At 67.8% G+C, this 25,868-nt stretch carries 24 protein-coding genes; 12 read left to right on the forward strand and 12 right to left on the reverse strand.

Annotated elements, in window-relative coordinates:
• Nucleotides 1-63 precede the first annotated feature (63 nt).
• Nucleotides 64-1,158, forward strand: coding sequence for an AI-2E family transporter (locus tag AC0662_RS17875; RefSeq protein ID WP_452195346.1), 1,095 nt, complete (start codon nt 64-66; stop codon nt 1,156-1,158).
• Nucleotides 1,159-1,246: 88 nt separating this feature from the next.
• Nucleotides 1,247-2,182 carry a formylglycine-generating enzyme family protein gene (locus AC0662_RS17880; RefSeq protein WP_478301792.1) on the forward strand — a complete coding sequence of 312 codons (936 nt, stop codon included), beginning with the start codon at nt 1,247-1,249 and terminating at the stop codon, nt 2,180-2,182.
• Between the two features lie 10 nt (nt 2,183-2,192).
• On the opposite strand, the gene AC0662_RS17885 is transcribed toward AC0662_RS17880, so the two are convergent.
• A complete protein-coding gene (locus AC0662_RS17885; RefSeq protein ID WP_478301794.1) occupies nt 2,193-2,492 on the reverse strand; it encodes an EthD family reductase in 300 nt (99 codons plus the stop codon).
• Between the two features lie 105 nt (nt 2,493-2,597).
• On the opposite strand from AC0662_RS17885, the gene AC0662_RS17890 reads away from it, so the two are divergent.
• Nucleotides 2,598-2,951 (forward strand): winged helix-turn-helix transcriptional regulator, encoded by a 354-nt coding sequence (locus AC0662_RS17890; protein ID WP_478301796.1) that lies wholly within the window; start codon nt 2,598-2,600, stop codon nt 2,949-2,951.
• Here the strand turns inward: AC0662_RS17890 and AC0662_RS17895 are convergent.
• On the reverse strand, nt 2,948-3,826 hold the full coding sequence (locus AC0662_RS17895; RefSeq protein ID WP_478301798.1) for a YihY/virulence factor BrkB family protein: 879 nt from the start codon (nt 3,824-3,826) through the stop codon (nt 2,948-2,950). The two genes, AC0662_RS17890 and AC0662_RS17895, sit on opposite strands and share 4 nt — an antisense overlap.
• A gap of 124 nt (nt 3,827-3,950) precedes the next feature.
• On the opposite strand from AC0662_RS17895, the gene AC0662_RS17900 reads away from it, so the two are divergent.
• Entirely contained in the window at nt 3,951-4,475 is a 525-nt protein-coding gene (locus tag AC0662_RS17900) for a potassium channel family protein (protein ID WP_452195356.1), read from the forward strand.
• Here the strand turns inward: AC0662_RS17900 and AC0662_RS17905 are convergent, their stop codons facing one another.
• The gene (locus AC0662_RS17905; RefSeq protein ID WP_452195358.1) at nt 4,476-4,979 is read right to left on the reverse strand and encodes a hypothetical protein; all 504 of its coding nucleotides are present in this window, start codon (nt 4,977-4,979) and stop codon (nt 4,476-4,478) included.
• A 164-nt stretch (nt 4,980-5,143) separates the two neighbouring features.
• Between AC0662_RS17905 and AC0662_RS17910 the strand changes: the two genes are divergently transcribed.
• Nucleotides 5,144-5,362 carry a hypothetical protein gene (locus AC0662_RS17910; RefSeq protein ID WP_452195359.1) on the forward strand — a complete coding sequence of 73 codons (219 nt, stop codon included), beginning with the start codon at nt 5,144-5,146 and terminating at the stop codon, nt 5,360-5,362.
• Between the two features lie 27 nt (nt 5,363-5,389).
• On the opposite strand, the gene AC0662_RS17915 is transcribed toward AC0662_RS17910, so the two are convergent.
• The 9 genes from AC0662_RS17915 to AC0662_RS17955 all read right to left on the reverse strand — a co-directional run bounded on the left by AC0662_RS17915 (nt 5,390) and on the right by AC0662_RS17955 (nt 15,488).
• On the reverse strand, nt 5,390-5,854 hold the full coding sequence (locus tag AC0662_RS17915) for an RDD family protein (RefSeq protein WP_452195361.1): 465 nt from the start codon (nt 5,852-5,854) through the stop codon (nt 5,390-5,392).
• A 23-nt stretch (nt 5,855-5,877) separates the two neighbouring features.
• Nucleotides 5,878-6,519: a hypothetical protein gene (locus AC0662_RS17920; protein ID WP_452195363.1), complete on the reverse strand. Its 642-nt coding sequence runs from the start codon at nt 6,517-6,519 to the stop codon at nt 5,878-5,880.
• A gap of 142 nt (nt 6,520-6,661) precedes the next feature.
• On the reverse strand, nt 6,662-9,628 hold the full coding sequence (locus AC0662_RS17925) for a DUF5722 domain-containing protein (RefSeq protein ID WP_478301801.1): 2,967 nt from the start codon (nt 9,626-9,628) through the stop codon (nt 6,662-6,664).
• Between the two features lie 29 nt (nt 9,629-9,657).
• Nucleotides 9,658-11,106, reverse strand: a complete 1,449-nt coding sequence (locus AC0662_RS17930; protein WP_478301803.1) for an ABC transporter substrate-binding protein — start codon at nt 11,104-11,106, stop codon at nt 9,658-9,660.
• A gap of 31 nt (nt 11,107-11,137) precedes the next feature.
• Nucleotides 11,138-11,929: a carbohydrate ABC transporter permease gene (locus tag AC0662_RS17935; protein WP_452195369.1), complete on the reverse strand. Its 792-nt coding sequence runs from the start codon at nt 11,927-11,929 to the stop codon at nt 11,138-11,140.
• 80 nt (nt 11,930-12,009) lie between these two features.
• Entirely contained in the window at nt 12,010-12,954 is a 945-nt protein-coding gene (locus AC0662_RS17940; RefSeq protein WP_478301805.1) for a carbohydrate ABC transporter permease, read from the reverse strand.
• A 121-nt stretch (nt 12,955-13,075) separates the two neighbouring features.
• Nucleotides 13,076-14,086 carry a LacI family DNA-binding transcriptional regulator gene (locus AC0662_RS17945; protein WP_452195371.1) on the reverse strand — a complete coding sequence of 337 codons (1,011 nt, stop codon included), beginning with the start codon at nt 14,084-14,086 and terminating at the stop codon, nt 13,076-13,078.
• Nucleotides 14,087-14,160: 74 nt separating this feature from the next.
• On the reverse strand, nt 14,161-14,679 hold the full coding sequence (locus tag AC0662_RS17950) for a hypothetical protein (RefSeq protein WP_478301807.1): 519 nt from the start codon (nt 14,677-14,679) through the stop codon (nt 14,161-14,163).
• 200 nt (nt 14,680-14,879) lie between these two features.
• The gene (locus AC0662_RS17955; protein ID WP_478301809.1) at nt 14,880-15,488 is read right to left on the reverse strand and encodes a rhomboid family intramembrane serine protease; all 609 of its coding nucleotides are present in this window, start codon (nt 15,486-15,488) and stop codon (nt 14,880-14,882) included.
• 168 nt (nt 15,489-15,656) lie between these two features.
• Here AC0662_RS17955 and AC0662_RS17960 point away from each other — a divergent pair, with 168 nt between their 5' ends.
• The 7 genes from AC0662_RS17960 to AC0662_RS17990 all read left to right on the forward strand — a co-directional run bounded on the left by AC0662_RS17960 (nt 15,657) and on the right by AC0662_RS17990 (nt 25,858).
• Nucleotides 15,657-17,105 carry an MGH1-like glycoside hydrolase domain-containing protein gene (locus AC0662_RS17960; protein WP_478301811.1) on the forward strand — a complete coding sequence of 483 codons (1,449 nt, stop codon included), beginning with the start codon at nt 15,657-15,659 and terminating at the stop codon, nt 17,103-17,105.
• A 239-nt stretch (nt 17,106-17,344) separates the two neighbouring features.
• Complete coding sequence (locus AC0662_RS17965) at nt 17,345-18,673, forward strand: ABC transporter substrate-binding protein (protein ID WP_478301813.1); 1,329 nt, start codon at nt 17,345-17,347, stop codon at nt 18,671-18,673.
• Nucleotides 18,670-19,608, forward strand: a complete 939-nt coding sequence (locus AC0662_RS17970; RefSeq protein WP_478301815.1) for a carbohydrate ABC transporter permease — start codon at nt 18,670-18,672, stop codon at nt 19,606-19,608. Before AC0662_RS17965 ends, AC0662_RS17970 begins: the two co-directional genes overlap by 4 nt.
• Entirely contained in the window at nt 19,605-20,426 is an 822-nt protein-coding gene (locus AC0662_RS17975; protein ID WP_478301817.1) for a carbohydrate ABC transporter permease, read from the forward strand. Before AC0662_RS17970 ends, AC0662_RS17975 begins: the two co-directional genes overlap by 4 nt.
• A gap of 41 nt (nt 20,427-20,467) precedes the next feature.
• Complete coding sequence (locus AC0662_RS17980; RefSeq protein ID WP_452195613.1) at nt 20,468-21,523, forward strand: LacI family DNA-binding transcriptional regulator; 1,056 nt, start codon at nt 20,468-20,470, stop codon at nt 21,521-21,523.
• 81 nt (nt 21,524-21,604) lie between these two features.
• Nucleotides 21,605-24,235 (forward strand): family 78 glycoside hydrolase catalytic domain, encoded by a 2,631-nt coding sequence (locus AC0662_RS17985; RefSeq protein ID WP_478301819.1) that lies wholly within the window; start codon nt 21,605-21,607, stop codon nt 24,233-24,235.
• 93 nt (nt 24,236-24,328) lie between these two features.
• Nucleotides 24,329-25,858, forward strand: a complete 1,530-nt coding sequence (locus AC0662_RS17990) for a CehA/McbA family metallohydrolase domain-containing protein (protein ID WP_452195386.1) — start codon at nt 24,329-24,331, stop codon at nt 25,856-25,858.
• The last annotated feature ends 10 nt before the right edge of the window (nt 25,859-25,868 follow it).

Below are 25,868 nucleotides of genomic sequence, written 5' to 3' on the forward strand. Positions count from 1 at the left end.
TGAATCGAGGAGTCCGCCCGCGGCCAACACTGTGGCAAAGGTCGCCGGACTCGGAGGATCTCGATGGCGCGCTCGGTCGACGCTCGCCCAGGGTTTCCGCGCGGCCTCATCGTGCTCGGGACCTTCGCCGCCGCCGTGGTGGTGATCGGCGGGCTCCGGACCGCGGCGGGGTTCGTCGGCCCGATCTTCCTCGCGCTGGTGCTGACCATCGTCGTCCATCCGGTACGCCGGTGGCTCGAACGGTTGCACCTGCCGGGGTGGGCCGCCTCGACGATCTGCGTCGTCGCGGTCTACGGCCTGTTGCTCGCGCTGAGTCTCTCGCTCGTGATCGCGACAGCGCGGTTCGCGACCCTGTTGCCGACGTACGCCGACGAGTTCGACGACCGCGTCGCCGCCCTCGCGTCGAAGCTCGCCGACGCCGGCATCGGCTCCGGGCAGGTGCACGACCTCCTTGGCGCCCTCGACTTCGGGAAGGTCGCCAATCTGGTGCAGGCGTTGCTCGGCACGGTCCTCGACACCGTGTCGAGTCTGGCGTTCATCCTCACCCTGGTCTTGTTCCTGACGATGGATGCCGGGACGTTCCCGGCGTTGTTGTCCCGGGTCCGCGCCTCGAAGCCGACGCTGGTCGACGGGCTGCTCTCGTTCGCCCACGGGACTCGCCGGTACCTCGTCGTGTCGACCGTCTTCGGACTGATCGTCGCGGTCGTGGACACCATTGCCTTGTGGTTGCTGGGCATTCCGGTGCCGGTGCTGTGGGGACTGCTCGCGTTCATCACGAACTACATCCCGAACATCGGCTTCGTCATCGGCCTGATCCCACCGGCGGTACTCGGGTTGCTCGCCGGCGGCTGGTCGCTGGCACTCGCGGTGATCGTGGTCTACTGCCTCGCTAACCTGGTCATCCAGACCATCATGCAACCGAAGTTCGTCGGCGATGCGGTCGGTCTCTCGACCACCCTGACGTTCCTGTCGCTGGTCTTCTGGGCCTGGGTGCTCGGTGCGCTCGGCGCGCTGCTCGCGATCCCGCTCAGCCTGCTGGTCAGGTCCTTGCTCGTCGACGTCGATCCGCGCGCGGACTGGCTCGGCCCGCTGCTGTCGAACCGCCCGGAGGAGCCGCCGCCGGCCGAACTCCCCACCGGCGAATCCGCCACCGGTTGAACGTGCACCTTTCTCACCCTTGGCGGGTGATCCCCGAGCCGCCCGGCCGTCGCGAAAGTTGTCACAGACGCTCGGGGAGGAGCCGGACATGGCGGCAGCGACCAAGCCCACCATCCAGGCGTGGGTCGCCATCCCGGGTGGCACGTTCGCCCTGGGTTCCGACCAGCACCACCCCGAGGAGCGTCCGGTCCGTCGCGTCGACGTCGCACCGTTCTGGATCGCCGCCTACGCGGTGACGAACCGCCAGTACGCCGCCTTCGTCGCGGACACCCGCTACGTCACGGTCGCCGAGCGGCCGCTGAACCCGGCCGACTTCCCGGGAGCTCCACAGGAGAACCTGAAGCCGGGCTCCCTGGTCTTCACGCGCACCCCCGGACAGGTCGACCTCCGCCGGCTGAGCCAGTGGTGGACGTGGACACCCGGTGCCTGCTGGCGGCGTCCGGAAGGCCCCGACTCGGGCATCGCCGACCGCGCCGACCATCCCGTCGTCCACATCGCGTACGACGACGCTCTCGCGTACTGCGACTGGGCCGGCGCCGAGCTCCCGACCGAAGCGCAATGGGAGGCTGCCGCGCGGGGCGGGCTCGACGGAGCGACGTACGTGTGGGGTGATGTGCCGGAGCGACCGGGGCAGCGGCTCGCGAACTTCTGGCACGGCGAGCTGCCCTGGCGGTCGAACCCGGGCTACGGGTACACCGCGCCGGTCGGCTCGTTCCCGGCGAACGGGTACGGCCTGTACGACATGGCCGGCAACGTCTGGGAGTGGACCCGGGACTGGTACGAATCCGAACCGGAGAACGGGCCGGTCTGTTGTTCACCGGACGGCGCGATGGCCAGCATGGCCGGTATGGACGCCGCGCAGCCGCAGTTCCGGATCCCGCGCCGGGTGATCAAGGGCGGCTCGTTCCTGTGCGCGGACAGCTACTGCCGGCGCTACCGGCCGGCGGCCCGCCGCCCACAGATGGTCGACACCGCGATGAGCCACATCGGTTTCCGCTGCGCCCGCGCCGAGCCGCCCATCTGACATCGGGCGCTCAGCAGGTGCCGTTCTGGACCGGATAGTGCATGACGACCACACCACCGGTGGCGTAGTTGGCGACATCGGCAGCCACCTGTCGGCCCTGCGGAGACTCCCGCGACTCAGCCATTGCCGCAGCGTCAGCGAACTCGGCCTCGAAGACCGCGAAGTACGGCGTCTCTCCCTGCGTCGCTGCCACGTCGAAGCTGTAGCGCCACGCAAGCAGGCCCGGCATGCGCGCGACCAGCGGGAGGTGCTTGCTGACGTAGTAGTCGCGGAAGTGATCAGGATCGGTGGGTTCGGGATATAGAACCATCAACTTGTGCACGAGTGTCCCCTCTCAAAGTGCTTCGGAAATCGAAGCGGTGAGACCTACGCTAGTGTTTCGGATATCGAAGCGGCAAGAGGGACGGAGCGACAGATGGCGGCACCCAGACCGGGACGGGCGGTCCGCGGTTCGAGCACCGGCCGGCCACTGATGGCCGCCCTCGACCTGTTCGGCCGGAAGTGGAACCTGCGGATCGTCTGGGAACTGCAAAACGGGCCGGTCGGGTTCCGTGCGTTGCAGGAGCGCTGCGACAACATGTCCTCCAGCGTGCTGCGGCAACGGCTGACCGAACTGCTCGACGCCGCCATCGTCGAGCAGGATCCGGACACCACCTACGCCCTCACCGAGCTGGGCCACGGCGTCTACCGCGCGCTGCGCCCGCTCGGCCGATGGTCCGCGGAGTGGGCCGCGACCCTCGCCGCCGCCGACCCCGAAGACGCCCGCTAGGTGGTGTTGTTGTCGTCGTCGTCGTCCGTATCGGTCGGTGCCGCTGCCTTCCGGGCCTCGTCGCGCTGGGCGAGGGTGGCGCCGAACTCCGCCCCGATCACCGCCGAGGCGACGATCAGCAGCGCGAGAACCACCAGCCAGGTGATGAGCGCGATCGCGACACCGATGACGCCGTACCGCTCGGCGTTCTGGTTGATCAGCCGCGGCACGTAGTACGCGCCCGCTTGGCCGACCAGCACCTGGCCCAGCGCGCTCGCGATGGCGCCCGGCAACAAGAGCCGCCACGTGATCCGTCGGGTCAACATCAGCCAACTGGCCAGCCACCAACCGGGGAACGCGACACAGGTCTCCGCGACGAGAGTGACAATCACGCCTCCCGGCAGTTTGTCGGCAAGGCTGGCCAGATAGGCGACCGCGGTCAGCAGGCCCAGGACGAGAATGGCGCCCTGGATGCCGTGCAGGGTTCCGCGCACGCCACGCGCGGGGAGGTGCCACGCGATCTCGTACGTCCGCTGCATCGACCGTGCGAAGCTGCTGGCCGACACCAGGACCGTGATGACGCTGAGAATCGTCAGGCCGCCGCCTGTCGACGGGGGCCGGGCGAACAGCGACTTGACGGCGTCGGCGGATGCGCCGGTGAGCCCGAACTTGGTGACGATGAAGTCGGCCAGCGCGAGGGCGCCGGAGCCGCTGAGCAGCGTCGCCAGCACGATGAGCAACGGCACCAGCGCGACGAACGCCTTGCCGGCCAGCGTCAGCGCGCGGTCGTACACCCGGATTTCCAGAGCGGCCGCAACGGTCCGCCCGATCACAGTCTGCTCGGCCCACTGCACGGTTCGCCGTACCAGGTGGTGCTCGGCCCATTGGCGCTTCATCCGCCACCCTTCGCCGCTGCTGCCGGGCCGGATCCCGCGTTTCGACGGTAGGCGGGCGGGCGGCGGACGGACTCATCCGGGCGGGGTGAGGGATCGCCGGTGGGTCGGCACCGATGCTTGAACGGTGACCAAGGGTCAGGTCGGTCAGGGGGTGACCGGCACCTCGAGCGACTGGCGCCGGCCGGTGATCAGCTTCGGCGGATTGCTGGTCGCCTACTACGCGATGCCGACCGACTTCAGCGGAGATGCCCCGTTCGTGGCCGGTCTGGTCGTGACCGTCCTGGCGGTGATCGTGCTGGGCTGGACGATCGCCGTTCAGTTGCGCCGTCAGGTCAGCGGCAATACCGAGGTCAGGCTGCAGACCTTGCTGATCCTGATCGAGATGTCCGCCGTCGTGTTCGCGCTCGGCTTCTACTGGCTCGAGCGGGCCCGGCCCGGTGAGATCTCGGGGCTGCACACCAAAACGGACTCGCTGTACTTCACCGTGACCACGATGACCACCGTCGGCTACGGCGACATCCATGCGGCCGGGCAGATCGCCAGGGTCGTGGTCCTCGTCCAGATCGCCTTCAACGTGGTGTTCGTCGGCTCGCTGGTCCGGATGCTGTCCGGACAGGCCAAGAAGCGCGCGGAACAGCGCCGCCGGTGATCAGTGGATCAGAACTTCGAGTACGACGATCACGACGCCACACGTGGCGTTCAGGGTGCCGGCGGTCACCGCGACCGGCCAGCCCCACCGTTGCCGCCGGGCGAACGCGAGTCCCCAGGTGAACAGCTGCGCGACGCCGACCCACAACGCCACCCGGACCGAGCGCTCGAGGTCGAGGTTGCCGATCGCGGCGATGCTGATCACCACCAGGCACGGCACCGGTCCGGTCAGCAACGGCCACTCCTCGGCCATCGCGGCCCGGATAGCCTTCCACTCCAGTCGCCGCGCCCCGCGCAGGTGGTGCGCCAGCGCATCGGCGTACACGTGGGCCAGCCAGAACACGCCGAGGGTCCCGACCGTGACCGCGAGCAGGCGGTCGGCGGAGAGCTGTTCCGCGCCACCGGCGATGACGGCCATCGCGGCGATCGTGCCGTAGATCGCACCGGCCGTGTCCGAGGCGCGAACCGGCGGCCCGGACGCCTGCTGATCCGCCGTTCCGGCCATCGACACTCCTCCGGCTGAGTCGGCCAGGCTGCTCCCGCACTCGCCATTCTCCAGTCGTCGCCGAGTGGCTCGCTCCCCCGGGAAGGGTGATGCCCGGCGGGTGTCCGGGCAGCAGAGTCGGAGCTGTCGAGCGCGGAAGGTCGAGCGCGGAAGAGGGCAGTCGCATGACTCATTACGTCATCCGGGTGAAGGGCGATCTGTCGCCCGAACTGACCGATGTTTTCCCGTCGCTGTCCGCCGATCCGGAACCCGCGCAGACCGTGTTGCACGGCGAACTCGACGATCAGGCGGCGCTGGCCGGCGTACTCAATCATCTGGACACGCTCGGCGTCACGATCGTCGAGGTGGTCCAGGTGCCGCCGGCGCGACGCACCAGCCGTTGAGTTCACCCGATCCGGGTGACCCGCCTGTCAGTCTGGCGGGGGCATGACCGGACTGTCGCGCTGGGCGCGCCAGTCGTAGACGACACGCGTCCGCAGCAGCATGTCCTGCAACGAACGATGGCGGCGCATCACACACAGCACCAGGCCGATCGGGAACAGCGTGTAGAGAATCGCCCGCACCAGCGCCACCCACACGCGGATGCGCCCACCCGATGAGTTGACCACGCGCAGCCCCATCACCTGGCAGCCGAAGGTCTTGCCGGTGATCGTCCAGGCCGCGGCCAGATACACCGCCAGTACGACGAGACTCGCCGTACGGCTGAACACGGCCGACACCGTGAGCAGGTGGAAGTGCCTCGGGTTGATCACGAACAGCAGGGCGTTGACGGCCAGATAGCCCGCCGTCAGCAGCACGAGCACCACGATCAGGTCGACGACGCCCGCCGCGGTCCGCGTGACGAGTCCGGCGGGCCGACCCTGATGCGGCCACACTTCGGTTGGAATCGGGTCCAGGCTCACGAGTCGGCCGACGTACCGGGCGTGCCCGAGGTGTTCGACGTGCCCGGCGGGTTCAAACCGTTCGACGGGGCCGGGGGTTTCCGGCTGAAGCGCAGGCGGATCCGGCCGACGGCCTCGTCGATGACGTCGTCGCCGGAGATGCCCTGCATCCGCACGCCACGGGCCGTCTCGGAGCTCAGCGAACCGGTCGACTGCCGGATGATCTCGGACAGGTCCACCTCGGCGATCACGCCTTCGGCGAGACCGGCCAGGTCGATGCTGTGGATGATCTCCTGCAGGTCGACCTCCTGGACCAGACCGTTCACGTCGACGTACTTCCGGACCACCTCGTTCAGGTCGATCCGGCTCAGTACCGCGTCGACGACGGCGCGCACCAGATCGTCACCGGCCGTCGACAGGCGGGTCTTCAGCTCGTCCTCCTGCTGCTCGCCCCGGTGGGCCAGGTTCTGCAGCAGGCCGCCGCTCCGGGCCTGCTGCGGAAGCCCGAGGACCACGACCGCGGCCCGCTTGGCGCCGCGCGCGGCGGCCACCGTCGTCGCCAGGGCCAGACTCGACAGCCCGACCGCGACATCGAACACCAGCACCGGGCCGAACCGCGGCCCCTCGTGCTCCTGCCCAGCCTGCTCAGTCGTCTCCACGGCCTCATGATCAGCACCGCACCCCGCCCCGGCATCACCCTCCGCGGGCGATTTCCGCGCCCCACCCGCGCGGACCGGCTGATCCGAGCGGGCTGCTGAAGCCGGCTGCAGGCTCACCGCCGTGAGCCTGCAGCCGGCGGTCTTACACGGTGTCGAACCACCCGAGGGAGTCGACCTGGAAGTGGGCGCCCCAGTTCGGGTAGTCGCCGCCCACCGCGTGCATGGTCACCTCTACGTGATCGATGGACGAGCGACCCGCCCAGTTCGACACGTCGAGGCTGACCTGATTCCACCGGTCGGCCGAGTACGGCTGGGTGATCGTCTGGACGGACGTCCCCGACCGCAGCGTGAACGTGACCTCGTAACCGGTCGAGTTGGGCGCTCCGCCGTACGAGTTCACCCACACCACGACCCTTCTCGCCGCGGACAGGTCGACTGGCGCGGACGGGTCGACGTACATCGTCTTGGGCTGGAGGGACGAGGACACGGTCGAGGCGCCGTCCAGCGCGTATGAACCGGCCTGGGGTACGCCGGGACCGTTCGCGATGTTCGATACCGCGGACACCGACGCCATACCTGATCCGGCTTGCCAACCCTGCACCGTGCCGTCGTCGAAGTCGAACACCGGCTTCGCGACCGGGACCGGCTTCGGCGGGACGGTCACTGCGACGCGGTAGTCGAATCCGGCGACCCGGAAGCACAGGCTCGGGTGGTACGGATCCGCCGGCGCCGACTTCGCAACCGTGGCGTCCAGCGTCACCGTCGTACCCGGCGCGACGCCGCTGGTGGGAAGGACCGCCGGGTTGAGCGTCACTCCGTCGCAGGGCTTCACCTCGGCCGGATCACTGACCGGGCGCAGGTCGTCGTTGCGAACAGTGACATGGACCGGCTTCCCGGTGCCAATTCCCTCCGGTGCTTCGGCCGAGAGAGTCAAGTTCCCGGTCCGGTCCGCTCCGGCGAGCGCACCGGCCAGTTGTACGTCGTCCAGGTCGAAGTGCCCGCTCCACGTGGCCTGCGTACTGCCACGGACCCACACCTTGATCCGACTGATCTTGCCGGTCCAACCGGACAGATCGATGGTCGCGCGCTGCCAGTCGCCACCGTCGTCGAGCCGGGTCGCGCCCTCGATCACCTTGCCGTTCTCGCCGTACGCTTTGATCTTGACGTAGCGCGTGCCGACGGCGGCATCCGCGGGAATCCTGATCTTCACGCTCAGGCCCTGCGCACCACCGGTGTCGATCGGAGTGGGCAGTACGACGTCCGTGCCTCGCCACAGTTGTCCGAGCTGCGCGGCGTACCCGGACTCCCAGGTGAAGTTGGTCCGCAGTACGCCGTCCGTCGCGGTCACAGCATCCGCGGCATCGGACACACGCCAGCCTTGCGTGTCGTTGGTGAAGTCCATCAACGTCTTGGTTTGGCGCGGCATCGCCGTCCGGCTCGCACCGACCGTGGTCGGGTTCGCGCGCACCGCCAGCTTCGACGGGTCCCAGTTCGGTACGAGTTCGGACCAGTCCTTGATGCCGATCGTGTCGAGGGCGAACTTCGAGACCTCCAACGACTTGCTCGTGTCGATGGTGCGGAAGACGTCGTACACCAGCTTCTTGCTCTTCGGTGCGGCCGGCGCGTTGACGGTGTCGTCCCACCACCACAGGCCGAGCCGCAGTCCGCCCTCGCCCTGGTGGTCGACGTGCCGGTGCAGGATGAAGGAGTCGATGCCCGGGTTGAACGCGACCTTGTAGTACGCCAGCGCGTAGCAGGCGGCCTGGTTACGTTCGGCCTCGGCGGTCGCGTTCGGGGTGTTGCAGCCCTGTTCGGACAGGATGATCCGGCGCTGCTGACCGTCGTACGTCTGCTCGGTCCGCTGCAGGTACTGCGGTAGCAGCTCGATGTTGCGCAAGGTGATCTCGGGACTGGTGTCCGGATCATTGGTGGTGTTCGGGTCGTTCCAGAACCTCGGGTCGGTCAGGTCGTGCGGATAGGGGTGGTAGGCAACGTTCCACGGGTAGTCGCCGTGCGATTTGGTGAGTGCGTTCAGGTGATCGACGACGTCCTTGGCCGGGTAGTACTGGCTCGGATTGTTCGCGACCGCCTGCTTCCACGAGTGCGTCAGCGAGACGTACGTACGGGCTTCGCTGTACGCCGCGCGCGTGGCCAGGAACGTGATGCGGAGCGCGCGTTCGTAGTACTTCAGGAACTCGTCGATCGTCTTGTTGCCCATGTTCTGCCAGATCCACGGCGCGTCGACCTCGTTGCCGACGATGAAGCCTGTCGCCCGGCCGTAGCGCTCGTCGGTCCGGGTGTAGCGCTGCGCGAGGAACTCGACCGCGGCCGTGTAATAGGCGATGCCCTCGGCGGTCTTGGTGTTGAACGCGAACACCGGGCCACCACTCAGGTCGGCGTCAGGGTGCATCAGCACGGACCAGCTCGAGTTCGCGCGGTCGTCCCGGTAGAGCAACAGGATCAGGTTGACCACGGTCTCGTTGTCCGACAGCGGCTTGATCTGCCGGTCGAGCCCGCTGACCGTTGCCGCGTCGAAGTAGAACGTCCGGCCGTTCGAGACGAACGGGACGGACTTGCCCGCGCCGGCGTCGGAGACCTGCATCAGGGTGTTGAACGGGACGTTGATCGCCGCGTGGCCGACACCGAGCTCCTCGGCGTCCGCGGTCATCTGGACCTGCAGCCCCTTCTTCGTCGGGCTGGTCGGATACGGGTAGGTGTTCGTCGGCGTCATCTGCAGGTCGTCGACCTGACGGTCGGTGCCGACGATCGCGCCGTTCGCGACGGCGACGTACGTGTCGTAGTACCCCTGGCGTGGGGCGGAGGCGCTGAAGGCGCCGGCCGCGTCGGACTTGACGGTCGCCACCGGGGTGATGCCGGACCAGGCGGAGGCCTCCTGCTCCATCCCGAGCGCGTACACCGACACGTCCGTGCTCGGGTCGGCCGTGCCCTCGACCTGGATCGCCTGGTCGGTGGCCCGTACTTTCGTGATCCCGGACGGCGGCGCCGCGGCCGCCGTCGTGGCGGCCGTCGTCACCAGGCCCCCGGCGGCCAGGGCTGTCAGGACCACCCCGGCCAGCAGGCTCCTGAGGGAGCCGATCGATCTGCTCATCGCTTCTCCTCGAACTCGGGTGAATGCGGTCACTTCGTCTGCGCCCAGGCTTCGGTCCAGCCCGCGTCCTTGGCCGATTCCTTGGCCGCCGTGATCCAGTTCTCCTTGAGCTTCTGCAGCGTGTCGGCCTCGTTCTTGGTCCCGAGCAGATACCCGTCGTACGACGGTTTGCCGGCCAGCGCCTTCGGCTGGATGTCGAGGCCCGTGGCCCGCGGCGGGTGCTTGAACCATTCGCCACTCATCAACCCCTGCAGCCCCGGCGCGGCCTTACCGTCCTTGGTCGCCGGGATACCGCCGGACTTGTCCAGCCACGCCTGACCGCCCTTCGTGCTGCTGGCGAACTGCAGGAACTTCACCGCGGCGTCCAGCTGCTTCCCGCTGGTCGTCGACGGGATCATGTACGACGTCCCGCCGGTGTCCGCGCCGAACCGTGCCGGCGTACCGTCCGATAGCTTGCTGTCCGCCGGCGCGATCGTCGGGAACGGCATCGTGCTGTGTTTCCACGACACCTTGTCCAGGCCGGCGTCGGCGAAGTTCGTCCCCCAGGCCATCGCCGCCTTGCCGCCGACGAAGTCGTCACCGCCGACGAACGACGCCCCACCGGAGATCCCGGACCAGTTCGGCGTCGCGCAGGCGTCGAACATCGCCTTGATCAACCGCAGCCCCTCGGCCACCTCGGGCGTCTTGGTCGGATCCAGCTCGCCGGTCAGCACTGCCTTCGCGACCGACTTCGCGGTGAGCTGTGCGGCCTTGCCCGGCTTGCCGTTGGCGTCGAACTGGTTCCAGCGGTCGAAGTACTTGTCCGCGAGCATCCCCATCACGACGGTGTAGGTCCAGCCCTGTCCGAGCCATCCGTTGTCCATCGCGAGCGGCGCGTACCCGGCCGCCTTGAGTTTCGGGCACGCAGCCACGAAGTCGCCGTACGTCGTCAGCGGTGCCTGTACGCCGGCCTTCGCGAACGCGTCCTGGTTGTAGTAGAGGCCGATCGTCACCAGGTTGAACGGCACCCACTCGTAGTGCCCGGCGGCGTTGCGCACCTTGCCGGACTTCGGCCCGAACTGGTCGGGGTTGAAGATGTCGATCCAGTGCTGGTTGCCGGGGACGTACGGGTTCGGCTTGTCCAGGTACTCGTCCAGCGGGAGCACCTGATCCGGTTGGTGCGGCGCCTGGTTGAAGACGAGCTCAGGCGCCGTACCGGCGGTGAGTTGGGTGGACAACGTCTGGATGAAGCCGGGGATCGGCAGCACGGTCGTCTCGACCTTGATGTTCGGTTCGGCGGCCTCGAACCGCGTGACCAGGTCGTCCCAGGCCGGCCCGAAGCTCTTCGGGTCGGAGTTCCACTGGTTCGGGCCGGCGATCGTGATGGTGACCTGGTCACCGCCACCACCGGCTCCCGCGCCGTTGCAGGCGGCGGTGAGTGTCAGCAAACCGGCCACCACGGCGCCGGACAGCGCGCGGGCGACGTGCAGTCTCGCCATCGGTCTTCCCTTCTGGAGATTGAGAGGTGCTCTAGTGACTGCCGGGCAAGCCGCCCTGGACACCGGCCAGGAAGTGCTTGGAGAGCAGGACGAAACCGACGAGCAACGGCAAGCTCGCCAGCGTGTACCCCGCGAACATCGGGCCGTAGTCCGTGCCGGACTGGCCGTGGAAGAAGAGCAGACCGACCGACACCGTGCGGTACTGGTCCTTGGTGATCGTCAGCAGCGGCCAGAAGAAGTCGTTCCAGACGCCGTTGACGGTGACGAGTGCGATCGTGCCGATCACCGGCATCGACAGCGGCAGCATGATCGACGTGAACATCCGGACCCCGCCGGCCCCGTCGGTCCGGGCCGCGTCGAACATCGACTGCGGGATGCCCTCGACGAACGTCTTCATCAGGATCGTGCCGAGCACCACTCCACCCGCGACGTGCGGGATGATCAGGACGGCGTACGTGTTCAGCAGGCCGAGGTTGCGCATCATCACGAACAGCGGGATCAGGCTGGAGATGCTCGGCACCATCATCAGCGCCGCGATCATCGCGAACAGGAACCGGCGTCCGGGGAAGCTGTAGCGGGCCAGCACGAATCCGGCCACCGCCGACAGCGCCAGGATGCCGACGATCGCGGCGGCCGCGACGATCAACGACGTCAGCAGGTAGGGGCTGATCTGCTTCCACGCGGTCGCGTAGTTGCCGAGGTGCAACGGCCAGCTGGGCAACCAGTAGCTCGTCGCGAACTGCAGGTTGTCCTTGACCGACGTACCGAGCATGAACACGTACGGCCCGAGGCTGAGCAGCACCAGGACCGTCAGCCCGGCCACCACACCGACCTGACCACGCCTGCGGCGCCTGGATGTACGGCGACGTGTTCGGATACGACTGTTGCGGGTGTCGAACATGGTCACATCCCCTTCGCGTCGGCCAGGCTGTTGCGGCGGCGGACGAACACGACCACGCAGGACAACGCCAGCGTGATCACGAACAACGTGGTCGACAGCGCTGCGGCGTACCCCCAGTCGCCGCCCTGGTACGCGACGTCGAGCATCCGCAGTACCGGGACCGAGGTCGCGCCGTCCGGACCGCCGGCCGTCACGATGTAGGCCATGAAGCCGTACTGCAGGGTGGCGACGACGGCCAGGAAGAACAGCAGCTTGATCTGCGCGGCCAGCAGCGGCAGGTCGATCGTCCAGACCCGCCGGAGGCGTCCGACGCCGTCGATCTCGGCGGCCTCGAAGAGCTCCGCCGGGATGTTGCTCAGGCTCGAGTAGATGATCAGGAACGGCAGCCCGGCGACGAACGGGAACCCGATGAACAGCAGGCTGATCAGCGCCAGGTCCGGGTTACCGACCCAGTTCTGCCGCAGCTCCGAGAGACCGATCGCGCTCAGTCCCTGGTTGATGATGCCCTGGTTCGGGTGGTACATGAACGACCAGACCAGGGCAGTCACCACGCCTGGGAACGCCATCGGCACGATCAGCAGGGTGCGGAAGAAGAACTGCAGACGGCGGTTGCGCAGCGAGATCAGCAACTCCGCGGCCAGCAGCGGGACGGTCCACATCACGACGCCGAACACGAAGATCGCCGCCAGGTTGCGGAACGAGGTCCACCACAGGTCGTCGTCGAGCATCGTCCGGTAGTTGGCGAGCCCAACGAATTTCGAGTGACCGACCGGCTTCCAGTCGAAGAACGAGTGCCAGATGCCGCTCACGGCCGGGTAGTACTGGAACGCCGCGAGCGTCGCCAGCACCGGCGCGAGCGTCGCATAGACCGCGAACCGCCACCGTCGCGGTCGCCGGGGCGTCAAGGTCACCGGCGTCGCGGCCGCCGTCGTCGAGGTCACCGTCATGGCTCGCTCCCTTCGCTGGACCGAAACGTTTCAGCGAACTGTTGCGGAGGCCTTTGAGCGTGTCAAGAGCGAGTGTGCGCGGTGTCCGGGATCGGACTGAGGGGAGATCTTTGCAATCGTTTCAGTGCCGGCGCGAACTGGTTCGGACGATCAGCTCCGGCTGGATCTCGACGTGCCGGGCCGGCCCCGGCTCCTTCGCGCCGGCGAGCTCGCGGACGAAGTCGACGGCCGCCCGGCCGAAAACGTCCCGCGGACGGCGGACCGTCGACAACGGCACGATCGTCGACGAGGCGAAGTCGATGTCGTCGTACCCGACCAGTGCGACCTGCTCCGGCACCCGCCAGCCGGCCGAGATCACGAGCGAGTCCACCAACCCGATCGCGACCAGGTCGTTGATCGCGAAGATCCCGTCGGGTCGCCGGCGCGCCGGCCGCTGTGCCAGTTCCTGACCGGCGGCCCGTCCGGCTTCAACCGTGCGCTCCTTCGTGGGCACGATCTCCAGGCTCACCCCGCGGTGGCCGGCGGCGGCCTGCTGCGCGCCGCGGACTCGTTCCTCTATCTGGGGCAGCACGGCCTCGCCGCCTACCACTGCGATGCGCTTGCAGCCCTGCTCGATCAGGTGCTCGACGGCTCGCCGTCCGCCGGTGACATCGTCGATCGCGACCGACGCGAACCCGTCGCGATCGGCGTGCCCGTCCATCAGGACGGTCGGCACCTGCTGCCGGGCGAGCAGGTCGAGTACGTCGGGAGTCGCGCTGCCCGACGCCAGGATCATCCCGTACACCTGCTTCTGGACCGCGAGATCGACGTACTGCCGGTCCCGCTCGACGTCCCCGTGGCCGTACAGCAGCATCATGAACAGCCCGTACTCGGCGGCTCGCTTCTCGATCACCTCGGCGACCGCCCCGAAGAACGGGTTCTGCAGTTCCATGCTCAGCATCGCCAGCATCCGGCTCTGCCCGGCGCGCAACTGCCTGGCCGTCTCGTTCCGTACGTAGCCGAGGTCGTCGATCGCCTTGCGGATCCGCTTGGCCGTGTGCGGAGCGACGCGGTCGGGATTGTTCAGGTACGTCGACGCCGTACCGAGCGAGACGCCGGCTTCGCGCGCGACGTCCCGGATGCTCACGGGCACTGCCAACCTCCTCGGAACCAACTGCGGAGCTCACATCGTACGATTCGACCCCACTGTCCGACGGTGGTCCAGCTTCAGGCGTGTTCGGGCGTGATGATCGATGGGGGTGCTTGGGCGAGCAGCGGCGGGACGTCGTCGGGGTCGAGCTCGATGACGGCGGTACAACCTGGCTGTGCGCACTCGCAGTCGAAGGCGTGCGTCGTACGGCGCCTGGTGTTCTCCGCGAGGTAGCGATTGCTGATCCGGAGCAGGGAGCGCCGCTCGTCGGTCGTGCGTGCCGCGGGACCGGAATCCAGGCTCGCGCCGAACGCCTGCTCGACCGCCGCGATCGTCTGCTCGACGGTCTGGCCGTCGACCACGACGACGTTCGCCTCGGTTCCCTCGAGTTGGCCGCAGATCAGATTCCATCCCCAGATCAGCCCTGAATGATCAACGCCTGGATTCCTGTGTTCCACCCGGGCGACCTGTTCCTCCTGGGACGGCATCAGCCACACCGCGTTTCCGGCGACCCCGGCCAGCGTCGGCGTGACGAACGCACCCTCGACGATCACGGACGTCTGCACGGGCAGCGACTGGATGTCTTCGATGATCATCGGCCGACGATCGATAGCTCCCGGATCGGTGCCTGGGACGTAGTGTCCGGCCGCGATGGCGCGCTTCTCGTGGTCGAGGGACCGCGCATCCAAGCTGTACCAAAGAAAACCGTGTTTCCGCGCGAGCAGCCGACTCACCGTCGTCTTCCCTGCCCCCGCCGGACCGCCTACCCAGAAGACATTCCCCAGTTCTGTCCGCATCAGCCGAACTGTAGCCGAGCGTCGGCCCGCGGGAGGAGAAAGGACCCCAAGGCCATACCGAGCAGACAAGGGAGACCGTGGTTGTCCTTCAGGACAGTATCGACCACGGCGAGAACCGGTACGGCGAAGGCCGCGAGCCGCATCTTCACCGGCAGCGCAACGCCGTACCGGCGGGGAGCCAGCAGGATCAGTACGGCGAGCCCGCCGATCAGACCGGCGACGCACATCGAGTTGCCGGCGCCTGTCGAGTGGAACCACACGTAGCTCATGAATTGGCCGAACCAGCCGCAGCCGAAGTACAGCAGCAGCCACCGCCACCGACCGAAGGTGCGCTCGGCGAGCTTGCCGAACACCGCCAGCAACACCAGGTTCGAGACCAGCCCAGGGCCCCAGCCGTCCTGGAAGAACATTGCCGTGACCAGGCGGTACCACTGGCCCGCGTCGATCCGATCCGGGTCCCGTACGACGAACTCGTACAGCGGCCGATGCGCCAACTGCGCGATCCCACACGCCAGCGTCACCAGGAAGACCACGCTGGTCAGCACCGGCCGGCGTGGGCCGACGGCGAGCGCCGCGAGGGGAGAGCGAGGGGCGGTCTCGGTAGTCACGCCGAGGAATCTAGCTCGGGAACTCACCGACCACCTCCGACATTTGTCATGCCCCGACCCCTGAGAGAAATCGCGACCGAACTGGGGCTGCTCCGGTTGCGGCCCGATCTCGGGGTCACCGGCTCGCAGTCGTGGGACGAGCAGCTGACGGTCTGATGGAATAGGGGGATGACAACGAGAGACAAGCGTCCGACGCTGCGGTTCGAGGACCCGGAGAGCCAGGCGCTGTTCGGTACGACGTACGAGGCGGCGCTCGAGAACCTGCTGACGACCAACACCGTCCCGTACGGCGAGCTCCACGCGCGGAGTGGACTGATGGACCCGGCGATCGGGATGGTTCGGGCCGGCGGCGGATACGAGCAGCCGTGGACCCGGGACGCGACAATCAACAGCTGGAACGCGACGAGTCTGCTGGCGCCGGCGCTGGCCGCGAACACCTTGTGGGCGGTCGTCGAGAAAGACGCCGCAGGCAAGCTCGTGACGCAGCAGGACAGCCAGCAGTGGGACCAGGTGGTGTGGACGGTCGGCGCGTGGCACCACTATCTGGTGACCGGCGATCGCGACTTCCTGCAGAGCGCGTACGAGGTCGTGACGAACACGCTGGCCGTTCGCGAGCAGGCGGCGGTCTTCGGGTACAACGCGCAGTACGGTCTGTTCACCGGCCCGTCGTTCTTCAACGACGGCGTCTCCGGCTTCCCGGCGCCGACGGCTGACCAGGGCGAGGCGATGGGGAGCGAGAGTACGTCGTACCCGGACGTCGTCTCGTCCATGTACTTGAGCACGAACTCGCTGTACTACGCCGCGTACGCCGGCGCGGCGGAGATGGCGGCGAGACTGGGGCAGCCGGCCGACGGGTACCGCGACAAGGCGTGGGAGATCAAGCAAGCCGTCAACGAGCACTTCTGGAACGCGCAGACCGGAACGTACAACTACGAGCTCCGGGCCGACGGTACGGCGGGTGCGTACCAGGAAGGCACCGGTCTGGCGTTCACGCTGCTCTTCGGGATCGCCGACGACGCACAGGCCGAGTCCGTGATCTCGAACGCGCACCGGATGACGTGGGGCATGCCCGACACCTATCCGCAATGGGACAGGTACTCCAGCGCCGAACCGGGCCGGCACAACGCGATCGTCTGGCCGCTCGTGCAAGGCCTCTGGGCGAAGGGCCTGGCCAGGCACGGGGAGCAGGAAGGGTTCGCGACCGAGACCACGCTGCTCGCCAAGCTGGTCAGGGACAGCGGCGGTTTCTGGGAGATCTACAACGGGGACACCGGCGCCGTCGACGGCGGCTACCAGGCGGGATTCGGCGTCGTGAAACACCACTGGGACTCGCAGCCGGACCAGACGTGGACAGCGACGGCGTTCATCGACATGATGCACACCGGCCTCTTCGGCATGACCTTCGACGACCACGGTCTCACCTTCGCCCCGACCCTGCCCGAGGGCTGGGGTGACGTCACCCTGACCGGTCTCCGCTACCGCGCCGCCACCGTGACCGTGAAACTCCACGGCGCGGGCCGCACCATCAAGTCCTTCGAGCTCGACGGGACTCCCCAGGAGCACGGCGTACCGGCATCCCTGACCGGAGCCCACACGATCGACATCCAGTTGGCGTAACACCCGGGCCGGCGCGGCGGAGACACCGCCGCGCCGTCGACGCACGCGTACCGACCGGTTCCGGTCAGGGTGAGGTGTTGACAGTGATTGTTACCGGTAACAAGATGTTACCGGTAACAGCGAGGCTGCGCGCGGCGAATCAGCGTCCGTGGAGGCAGCGTCGCGCAGTTGTTTCCGCGCGGTTCGGGGGACCGCGGCGGGAACCTGTGTCTCTGCCGTTCGGCGAGGAAGGAAAGCCAATGCCCACACCAGGCGTAGGAAGCGGTCTGTCGCGTCGCCGATTGCTCGGTCTGGCCGCCGTGTCCGCCGGCGCCGCGTTCTCGGGTCCGGTGCTGACCGGTTGCAGCAAGGATTCAGCGGGAGCCGGCGGCAGTTCGGCGTTGCTGACGTTCATGAACCAGTCCCGCGGCCAGGCCAAGGCGCTCGACAAGCTGGTCGAGACCTATCAGCAGCAGACCGGCGTCCGGGTGACGATCGACAGCCCCGGGCCGACGAACTTCCCGGCGAAGCTGCAGGCGAAGTCGCAGTCCGGCGACATGCCCGACATCTACTCGACGCTGACGCTGCCGGAGATGCTCCCGTACTACAAGGCCGGCTGGGCGATGAACCTGCAGCCGAAGCTGACCGGCGAGTGGAAGGACAACTTCGCGCCGATCGCGCTGGACCTGACCACCGTGAAGGCCGGCACGGTCGCCGGACTGGAGGCCGGTATCTACTCCGCCCACTGGGAGATCCAGACCATGGGCTTGCTGCTGAACACGAAGACGTTCGAGGACGCCGGTGTCGATCCGAAGACTCCGCCGGCCACGACCGAGGCGTGGATCGAGCAATTGAAGAAGGTCTCCGCCAAGAGCGGCAACGGCGCGTTCCTGATGGCGGCGTCCTTGGCCGACCGGTTCCTGCTGAGCCATGCGTCCAACTGGCTGACCGACGCGGAGATCGACGCGACGCTGGCGGGCAAGGCGAGTTGGAAGGCTGACGGCTGGCGCAAGGGCCTGCAGTTGCTGGCGGAACTGCGGGACGCGGGAGTCATCGTCAACAAGACCCTGCCCGGCGGCAATGACGACAATCCGACGGTGGAGAAGGGTTTCTTCAACGTCCAGGACACCCCGGCGATCTTCGACGCGTCGGTCGCGATCGGTGTCGCGCGGGCGACCGCGCCGGACTTCACGGAGTACGTGTCGATGGGGATTCCGAAGGCGGCCGGCGCCACGCAGAAGCCGCGGGTGTACGGCGGGGTCGGCAAGGGCGCCTGCATCAACCCGAAGGGGAAGAACGTCGACGCTGCGGTGAAGTTCGTGCAGTGGCTGACCGAGCCCGAGCAGGCGAAGGTGTTCGTCGACATGGTCGGCCTGATCCCGGCGAACCCGAAGGTGACCGCCGCCGACCTGCCGCCGCAGGTGGCCGGCTTCGCGTCCCTGGTGAACGCGATCGAGATCACTCCGTCGCCGTTCAACACCGATGCCCGGACGGCGTTGATCAGCGGCGTACAGAGCCTGGTACTGAAGGAGAAGACCGTCGACCAGGTGCTCGGCGACATGGAGACGGCGCAGAAGAGGGCCAAATGACCGTCCGTCCGCTCGAGGCAGTCGAACTGGCCCGAGCGCACCCGAGAACCCGGCGTCGTGGTCCGCTCGCGCGGCGCCGGGAGTTGATGGCGTACGCCTTCCTCCTGCCGGCCGTACTGCTGCTGGGGATCTTCACCCTCGTACCGTTCGTGCAGGCCATCGTGCTGAGCTTCCAGCAGTGGGACGGCGTCAGTACGTCGGCACCGTTCGTGGGTCTGGCCAACTACACGTTCGTGCTGCACGACACGGTCTTCTGGTCGTCGATGCGCAACGTACTGATCTTCGGTGTCGTCGGCTTCGTCCTCGGCAACGCGTTGTCGCTGGGGATGGCGATCGCGGTGAACAAGGTCCGTCGCGGGAAGGCGTTCTTCCGTACGGCGTTCTACCTGCCCGGCGTGTTCTCGGTCGTGGCCATCGGCATGATGTTCTCCTGGCTGCTCGCCCCGAAGGCGGGGATCCTGAATCGTCTCCTCGGCTCCGTCGGAGCGTCCGGCCTGCAGCACAACTGGCTCGAGGATCCCGGTACGGCGTTGCCCGCGGTGGCGGCCGTGTTCCTCTGGTACCACTGGGGATTCGGCTTCATCCTCTACCTGGCCGGCCTTCAGGACGTGCCGGTGCAGCTGTACGAAGCGGCCAGCCTGGACGGTGCCCGCGCTTGGGCGAAGTTCCGGTACGTCACCTGGCCTGACCTCTTGCCCGTGACGGCGATCGTGTCGCTCCTGACACTGCTCGGGGCGTTACAGGTGTTCGGCACCGTGCAGGTACTGACGAACGGTGGCCCCGGCAACCACACGATGGTGCCGACGCTGCGGATCTACCAGGAGGCGTTCACGAACCAGCGCTTCGGATCGGCGGCGGCGATGTCGGTGATCTTCGGTGGTGCCCTGGTCCTGCTGGCGATGCTGCATCTCTGGCTGTCTCGGAGGCGGAAATGAAGAGTCTGGTCGGCAGGGGCGGCCTGTACGGGTTGCTGACGATCGCCGCGATCGGGGCGCTGTTCCCGATGCTCTGGCTGCTGATCGGGTCGTTGCAGACGAGCAGTGAGCTGTACCGCGGCAAGCATCTGCTCCCGGCGAAACCGCAGTGGTCCAACTATGTGACGGCCTGGGCCGACGGTGATCTCGGCACGTATCTGCCGAACAGCGTGATCTACACGGTGTCGGCCGTGGCCGGGATCCTGCTCGTGTCGAGCATGGCCGGCTACGTGCTGGCCCGGATCGAGTTCCGGGGCAAGTCGGCCGTCACGTTCGGCCTGCTCGCGGTGATGATCATCCCGGCGCCGGCGTCGTTCATCGCGCAGTACAAGCTGATGGTCACGCTCGGGCTGACGAACAGCCGGATCGGCTACGTGCTGATCCTGATTGCCGCCGGCATCCCGATCTCCTCGTTGATCATGCGTGGCTTCTTCGCGAATCTGCCCAAGGACCTGGAGGAGGCGGCCGCGATCGACGGCAGTTCGTCGTTGAACACGTTCGCCCGGGTGATCCTGCCGCTGGCGCGCCCAGGTCTGATCGCGGTCGCGGTGATCCAGGGACTGTCGGTGTGGAACGAGTACCTGCTGGCGCTGGTGTTGTTCGACGACGACGCGTTGATGCCGGTGCAGCGTGGACTGATGAACTTCGTGTCGGCGGAGACACCGGTCCAGAACATCCTGCTGGCCGCGACCGCGATCTCGGTGCTGCCGGTGGTTGTGTTCTACGTCTTCGCGCAGCGGCAGGTCGTGCAAGGTATCAGCAGCGGAGCGGTCAAGTAGGCTGCCATGATCCGGAGGGAGGCGGGGAAGAGTTGAACGAGGTGCCGTCCGAGAAACGAGGTCCGGTGGTGCGGGCCACGCTCACCGACGTCGCCCGTGCGGCGGGGGTCTCCCGGCAGACGGCGTCCCGGGTCGCCCGTGGGGGCGAGAACGTGAACGCCCGGACGGCGGCTCGAGTTCGGCGCGTGATCAAGACTCTCGGCTATCGGCCGGACCCGATCGCCCGGGCGTTGACCTCGGGGCGCGGGCTCAGCGTCGGACTGCTCACCCATCAGCTGACCGACCGGCAGATGGGCCTGGGCGCGATCTCGATCATGATCGGTGTCGAACAGGCCGCTGCCGAGCTCGGCCTCGGCGTCAGCGTCGCCACGTTCGGGAACTTCGATCGAGCGACTGTTCAGGACGGCATCGACCGACTGGCCCGGGCCGGCTGTGACGGCGTGATCTTCATGGCCCCGTGGGACTCCGCCGCGAAGACCCTCCGGGGACTGGACACCTCGTTGCCGTTGCTGTCCACCAGTGAGGTTCCGGAGTACGACGGTCCTGCTGTCCATGCCGACGCGGCGCAGGCGGCCGGGGATGTCGTCGATCATCTGCTGTCGCTCGGGCACTCGACCGTCCACCATGTTGCCGGTCCGCTCAACTGGATCTCCAGCCAGCTCCGCCGAACCGGCTGGGAGCGCGCGCTGCGTCGGGCCGGCGCGGACCTGCCGGAACCGTTGGCCGGCGACTGGACCGCTGGATCCGGTTACGAGGCCGGTCGACGGCTTGCTCAGGACCCGTCCGTGACAGCGATCTTCGCGGCCAACGACGAGATGGCCCTCGGAGTCGTTTACGGACTGATCGAGTCCGGCCTGAGGGTTCCGGAAGATGTCAGCGTCGCGGGGTACGACGATGCGCCGGGTTCGGACTATTTCCGACCCCCGCTGACAACCGTCAGGGTCGACGACGCCGAGTACGGACGACAAGCCGTCGCGCAGCTCATGCTGCAAGTCAACGGCGAGACAGCAGCGCGGAGAACAGTCCTGCCGCATCAGCTGGTCATTCGCGCCAGCACAGCATCTCGCAAGACATCTGCGCGTCGACCTCGACGCTGACGGCAGCAGCATCTCCAGAACGCGACTCGGTCGATGGCGGCCGGGTCTTCGAAGCATGCCTGCGCACAGAGTGAGGAACACATGAGTCGAACCCCTGACCGGCTGCGGATCGACAGTGGTGGCGATCAGTTCACCGTGTCCGGGCGGACGCCGCGGCTCTCGTGGCGGGTGCCGTCCGAGCAAGCGGCGTACGAGCTCGATGCGACTGTTGACGGTACGCCGCTCGCCCGCGTCACCCGAACGTCGACAGAGCACCTCTTCGTCCCCTGGCCGTGGGCACCGCTCCAGAGCTGCCAGCGTGTGACGTGGCGCGTCCGGGTGCGTGGCGACCGGGGCTTCTCGGGCTGGTCCGAGCCGAACGGGTTCGAGGTCGGACTCCTCGACGACGACTGGACCGCGCGCTGGGTTTCTCCGTTCGAGAGGGCCGACGAGGGGTACGGCAACCGGCCCGCCTACGCGTTGTCGACCCGCTTCGATCTGACGTCCGACGTGGCGTCCGCACGGCTTTACGCCACTGCGCTCGGCGTCTACGAGGCGTTCGTGAACGGGCGTCGTGCCGGTACCGCGGAGCTCACGCCCGGCTCGACGTCGTACGACAACACGCTCTACGCGCAGGCGATGGACGTCACGGACTCGCTGCGCCGAGGCGGCAACGAACTCGAGGTCCTGCTGTCCGACGGTTGGTATCGCGGCAAGACCGGCGGCTTCCGCCTGCCCTCCGGATGGGGTACGACGACCGCGGCCAAGCTGGAGCTCCACGTGTGGCACCGAGACGGCACGCGCTCCGTGATTCGCAGTGGCGAGGAGTGGACGAGCTCCCGATCGACAATCACCCGCGCCGACCTGATGGACGGTCAGTCGGTCGATCTCGTGGCCCGGTCCGGTCGACGTGACGCGGTCCTGGTCGACCGGGTCACCGCGCCCCGCATCGACTGGTCGCCCGCGCCACCGGTACGACGCATCGAGTCCCGCCCGCCCGCGTCGCTGCGGCAGGTCGACGCCGGGACCTGGGTCGCGGACTTCGGCCAGAACGCCTCGGGCTGGATCTCGCTCGGCGACCTCGGTCCGGCCGGCACCCGCACGGTCATCGACCACGGCGAATTCGTCGGACCGGACGGCGACCTGAGTACCGACCACCTCGACTCCGTGCTCCCAGGGCAGCTGTACGTGCCGTTCGTGCAACGCGATGAGGTCGTCTCTGCCGGTGCGGGGGAGGTCTTCGAGCCGCGACACACTGTCCATGGGTTCCAGTACGTCCGCTTGCGGCGAGACGGTGCCGCGATCGACCCAGCCAGTGTGACGATGCACGTGGTGCACTCGGATCTCACCCGGACCGCGACGTTCGAGTGCGGCAACGCTGACCTCAACCGTCTGCACGACGCGGCGGTCTGGAGCTTCCGTGGCAACGCGGTCGACGTACCCACCGACTGCCCGACGCGGGAGCGCCTCGGCTGGACCGGCGACTACCAAGTCTTCGCACCCGCTGCGGCGCGGCTGTACGACGTCCATGGATTCAGCCGGAAGTGGCTGCGCTCGGTCCGCGACGACCAACTGCCCGACGGCCGGATCGCGAACTTCTCGCCCGACGGCAGGCGTACCAAGCTGAACCTCGAAGACCGGTTGGCCAAGTCCACCGGATCGGCCGGGTGGGGCGACGCGATCGTCGCGGTACCGCTGGAGCTGTACGAGACGTACGGCGACCGCGAGGTGCTGGCCGAGAACTGGGATGCGATGGTGCGCTGGGTGGAGTGGGCACTCGACGCCGCCCGAGAGCATCGGCATCCGTCGCGCGCCCAGCGATCCGCCGTACCGCTGCCGCACGAGCGGTTCATCTGGGACGGTACGTATCACTGGGGGGAGTGGGCGGAGCCGAACATCGATCCGCCGTTGAGCGATCCGGCCGGGTGGGCGGCGTGGCACGAGTCCGACAAGGGCGAGGTCGGGACGGCGTACCTCTACCGATCCAGTGCCTCCCTCGCGCGGATCGCGGAGATCCTGGGCCGATCCTCCGAGGCTGCCCGGTACGCCGAGATCGCGGATCAGGTGCGCGACGCCTGGCGCACGGAATTCCTCGACCAATCCGGCCGGACGACCGGCGACACCCAGGCGGGCTACGTGCGCGCACTGGCGTTCGGCCTCGTGCCGCCGCAGTTGCACGAGGCCGCCGTACGCCGGCTCGCCGAGCTGATCTGGGCCGCGGGCAACCATCTCGGAACCGGCTTCCTGTCTACCGGCGAGCTACTGCCCGTGCTCGCGGACAACGGGTACGCCGATATCGCGTACGACCTGTTGTTCCAGCGGACATCCCCGTCCTGGTTGGGGATGCTGGACCGCGGCGCGACGACGATCTGGGAGGACTGGGACGGCGTCGACGACGAGGGGAACCCGCACGACTCCCTCAACCATTACAGCAAGGGCGCTGTCGTCCACTTCCTGCACACGCACGTACTCGGCTTACGGCAGGCCGCCGGATCGGTTGGGTGGGAGTCGTTCGTGGTCGCGCCGTTGCCACATCCCGACATCCCTTGGGCACGAGGTCGTTTCGAGAGCCCTCAGGGGACCATCGAGGTCGCGTGGCAGATCGAGAACGACAAGTTCCAGCTCACCGTCGACGTGCCGCCCGGTTCCACTGCAGACGTGGTCTTCCCGGATCGTGAGAAAGCAACTGTGTCGCCAGGGCACTTCAGCGTCGTGCGCCCTTTGTGCTGGTAAGGCGTTCGGGTTGTGGCTGGGCGTCGTTCGGGCGGCGTTCACCCGTGCTGGCTGGGATGGCGGGCATCCCGTCCGTCTGCGTAGGAGAGCTGCATGCACGATCATGATCACACCCACGAGCACGTCGATTTCGATGCGGCTGACCCCGCCGACGGTGCTGCGACCGGTCTTTCGCGCCGGCAGTTGATGAAGGTCGGCGGCGTCGGTGCGACGTTGGCCGCGGCGACGGCTCTTCCTGGTACGGCGTTCGCTGCGGAGGCGTCGTACGGGACCCAGCCCGGCGGGGCGGGTCGTGGCCGGACCTGGCGGGCGGGCGATCATCACATCCACTCGGAGTACTCCGGCCGGTTCGACACCACGAAGAACCCGCCGGTGTTCACCAAGGGCGCGGACGCGGTGTACCCGATCGTCACCAACGCGATCATGGCGAAGAGCTTCGGGCTGTCCTGGGTGATGTGCACCGACCACGGTGGTCCGACGCACTCCAAGGTGAACCTCGAGCTGGCGTACCCCGATCTGCTGAAGTCGCGTCGGCTGGTTCCCGAGGTTCTGCAGTTCTGGGGGATGGAGTTCGACGCGCCGGCGATGGACCATCACACGCTGATGATTCCGCGCCGCGACAACGAGGCGCAGCTGCTGTACGACCTGGAGTCGCGGTTCGCGAAGAACGATCCGTTCCTGGCCGACCCCTCGCGCGACACCGAGTCGAAGATGGTCGAGTTCCTCAACTACGCCAAGAACCTGAGCGCCAAGCCGCTGGTGATCGCCCACCACGCCGCACGGTCGGCGACCGGGCTGGGCGTCTGGGGTCAGGACACTCCGCACGAGTTCCGGAACAACCAGGACACCGCGCCGGACGTGTACGTCGGCTTCGAAGGCGCGCCGGGCCACCAGGCCGGGCCGTTGAACGGTGGGGCTCGTGGCGGCTACGGCAGCTACCCGACGCACGGCGGCTACGACCAGATGACCGCCATCGTCGGCGGCTTGTGGGACTCCTTGCTGGGGGAGGGCCGCAAGTGGTGGATCACCGCGACCTCGGACTCGCACGTGCACTGGACTCGTGGCGGTTCGGACTTCTGGCCGGGCGAGTACTCGAAGACCTACGTGAACGCCCGTCAGGACTACGCCGACGTCATGGACGGTCTGCGGACCGGGCGGATCTTCGTCACGACGGGGGATCTCGTCACCGGTCTCGACCTCGCCGCGGCGAACGGACGCCAGGTCGCCACTGTCGGGCAGCAGCTCACGGTGACGGATCGCCGTACCAACGACGTCACCGTCGAGCTCCGGTTCCGGCCGCTCGCCGGGCAGAACGCTAACGGGGACCGGCCCGAGGTCAACCGGGTCGACCTGATCGTCGGCGAGATCACCGGTCCGGTGTCCGACCGCGACGCTGCGACGAACCCGACGACCAAGGTGGTCGCCCGCTACGGCAAGAGCGACTTCCGCCGGGTCGGTGGCGAGTACGTCATCCGCCACACCCTGCGCGACGTCACCGCCAGCAGCTACCTCCGCGTCCGCGGCACCAGCACCGACGAGGCCGAGCCGGCCGCCGACGGCAAGGAAAGCCCGTGGGACGACCTGTGGTTCTACTCGAACCCGATCTTCGTCAAGGTCGGCTGAGGTCCACTCA

The sequence above is a fragment of the Kribbella sp. NPDC043289 genome, assembly GCF_056436705.1.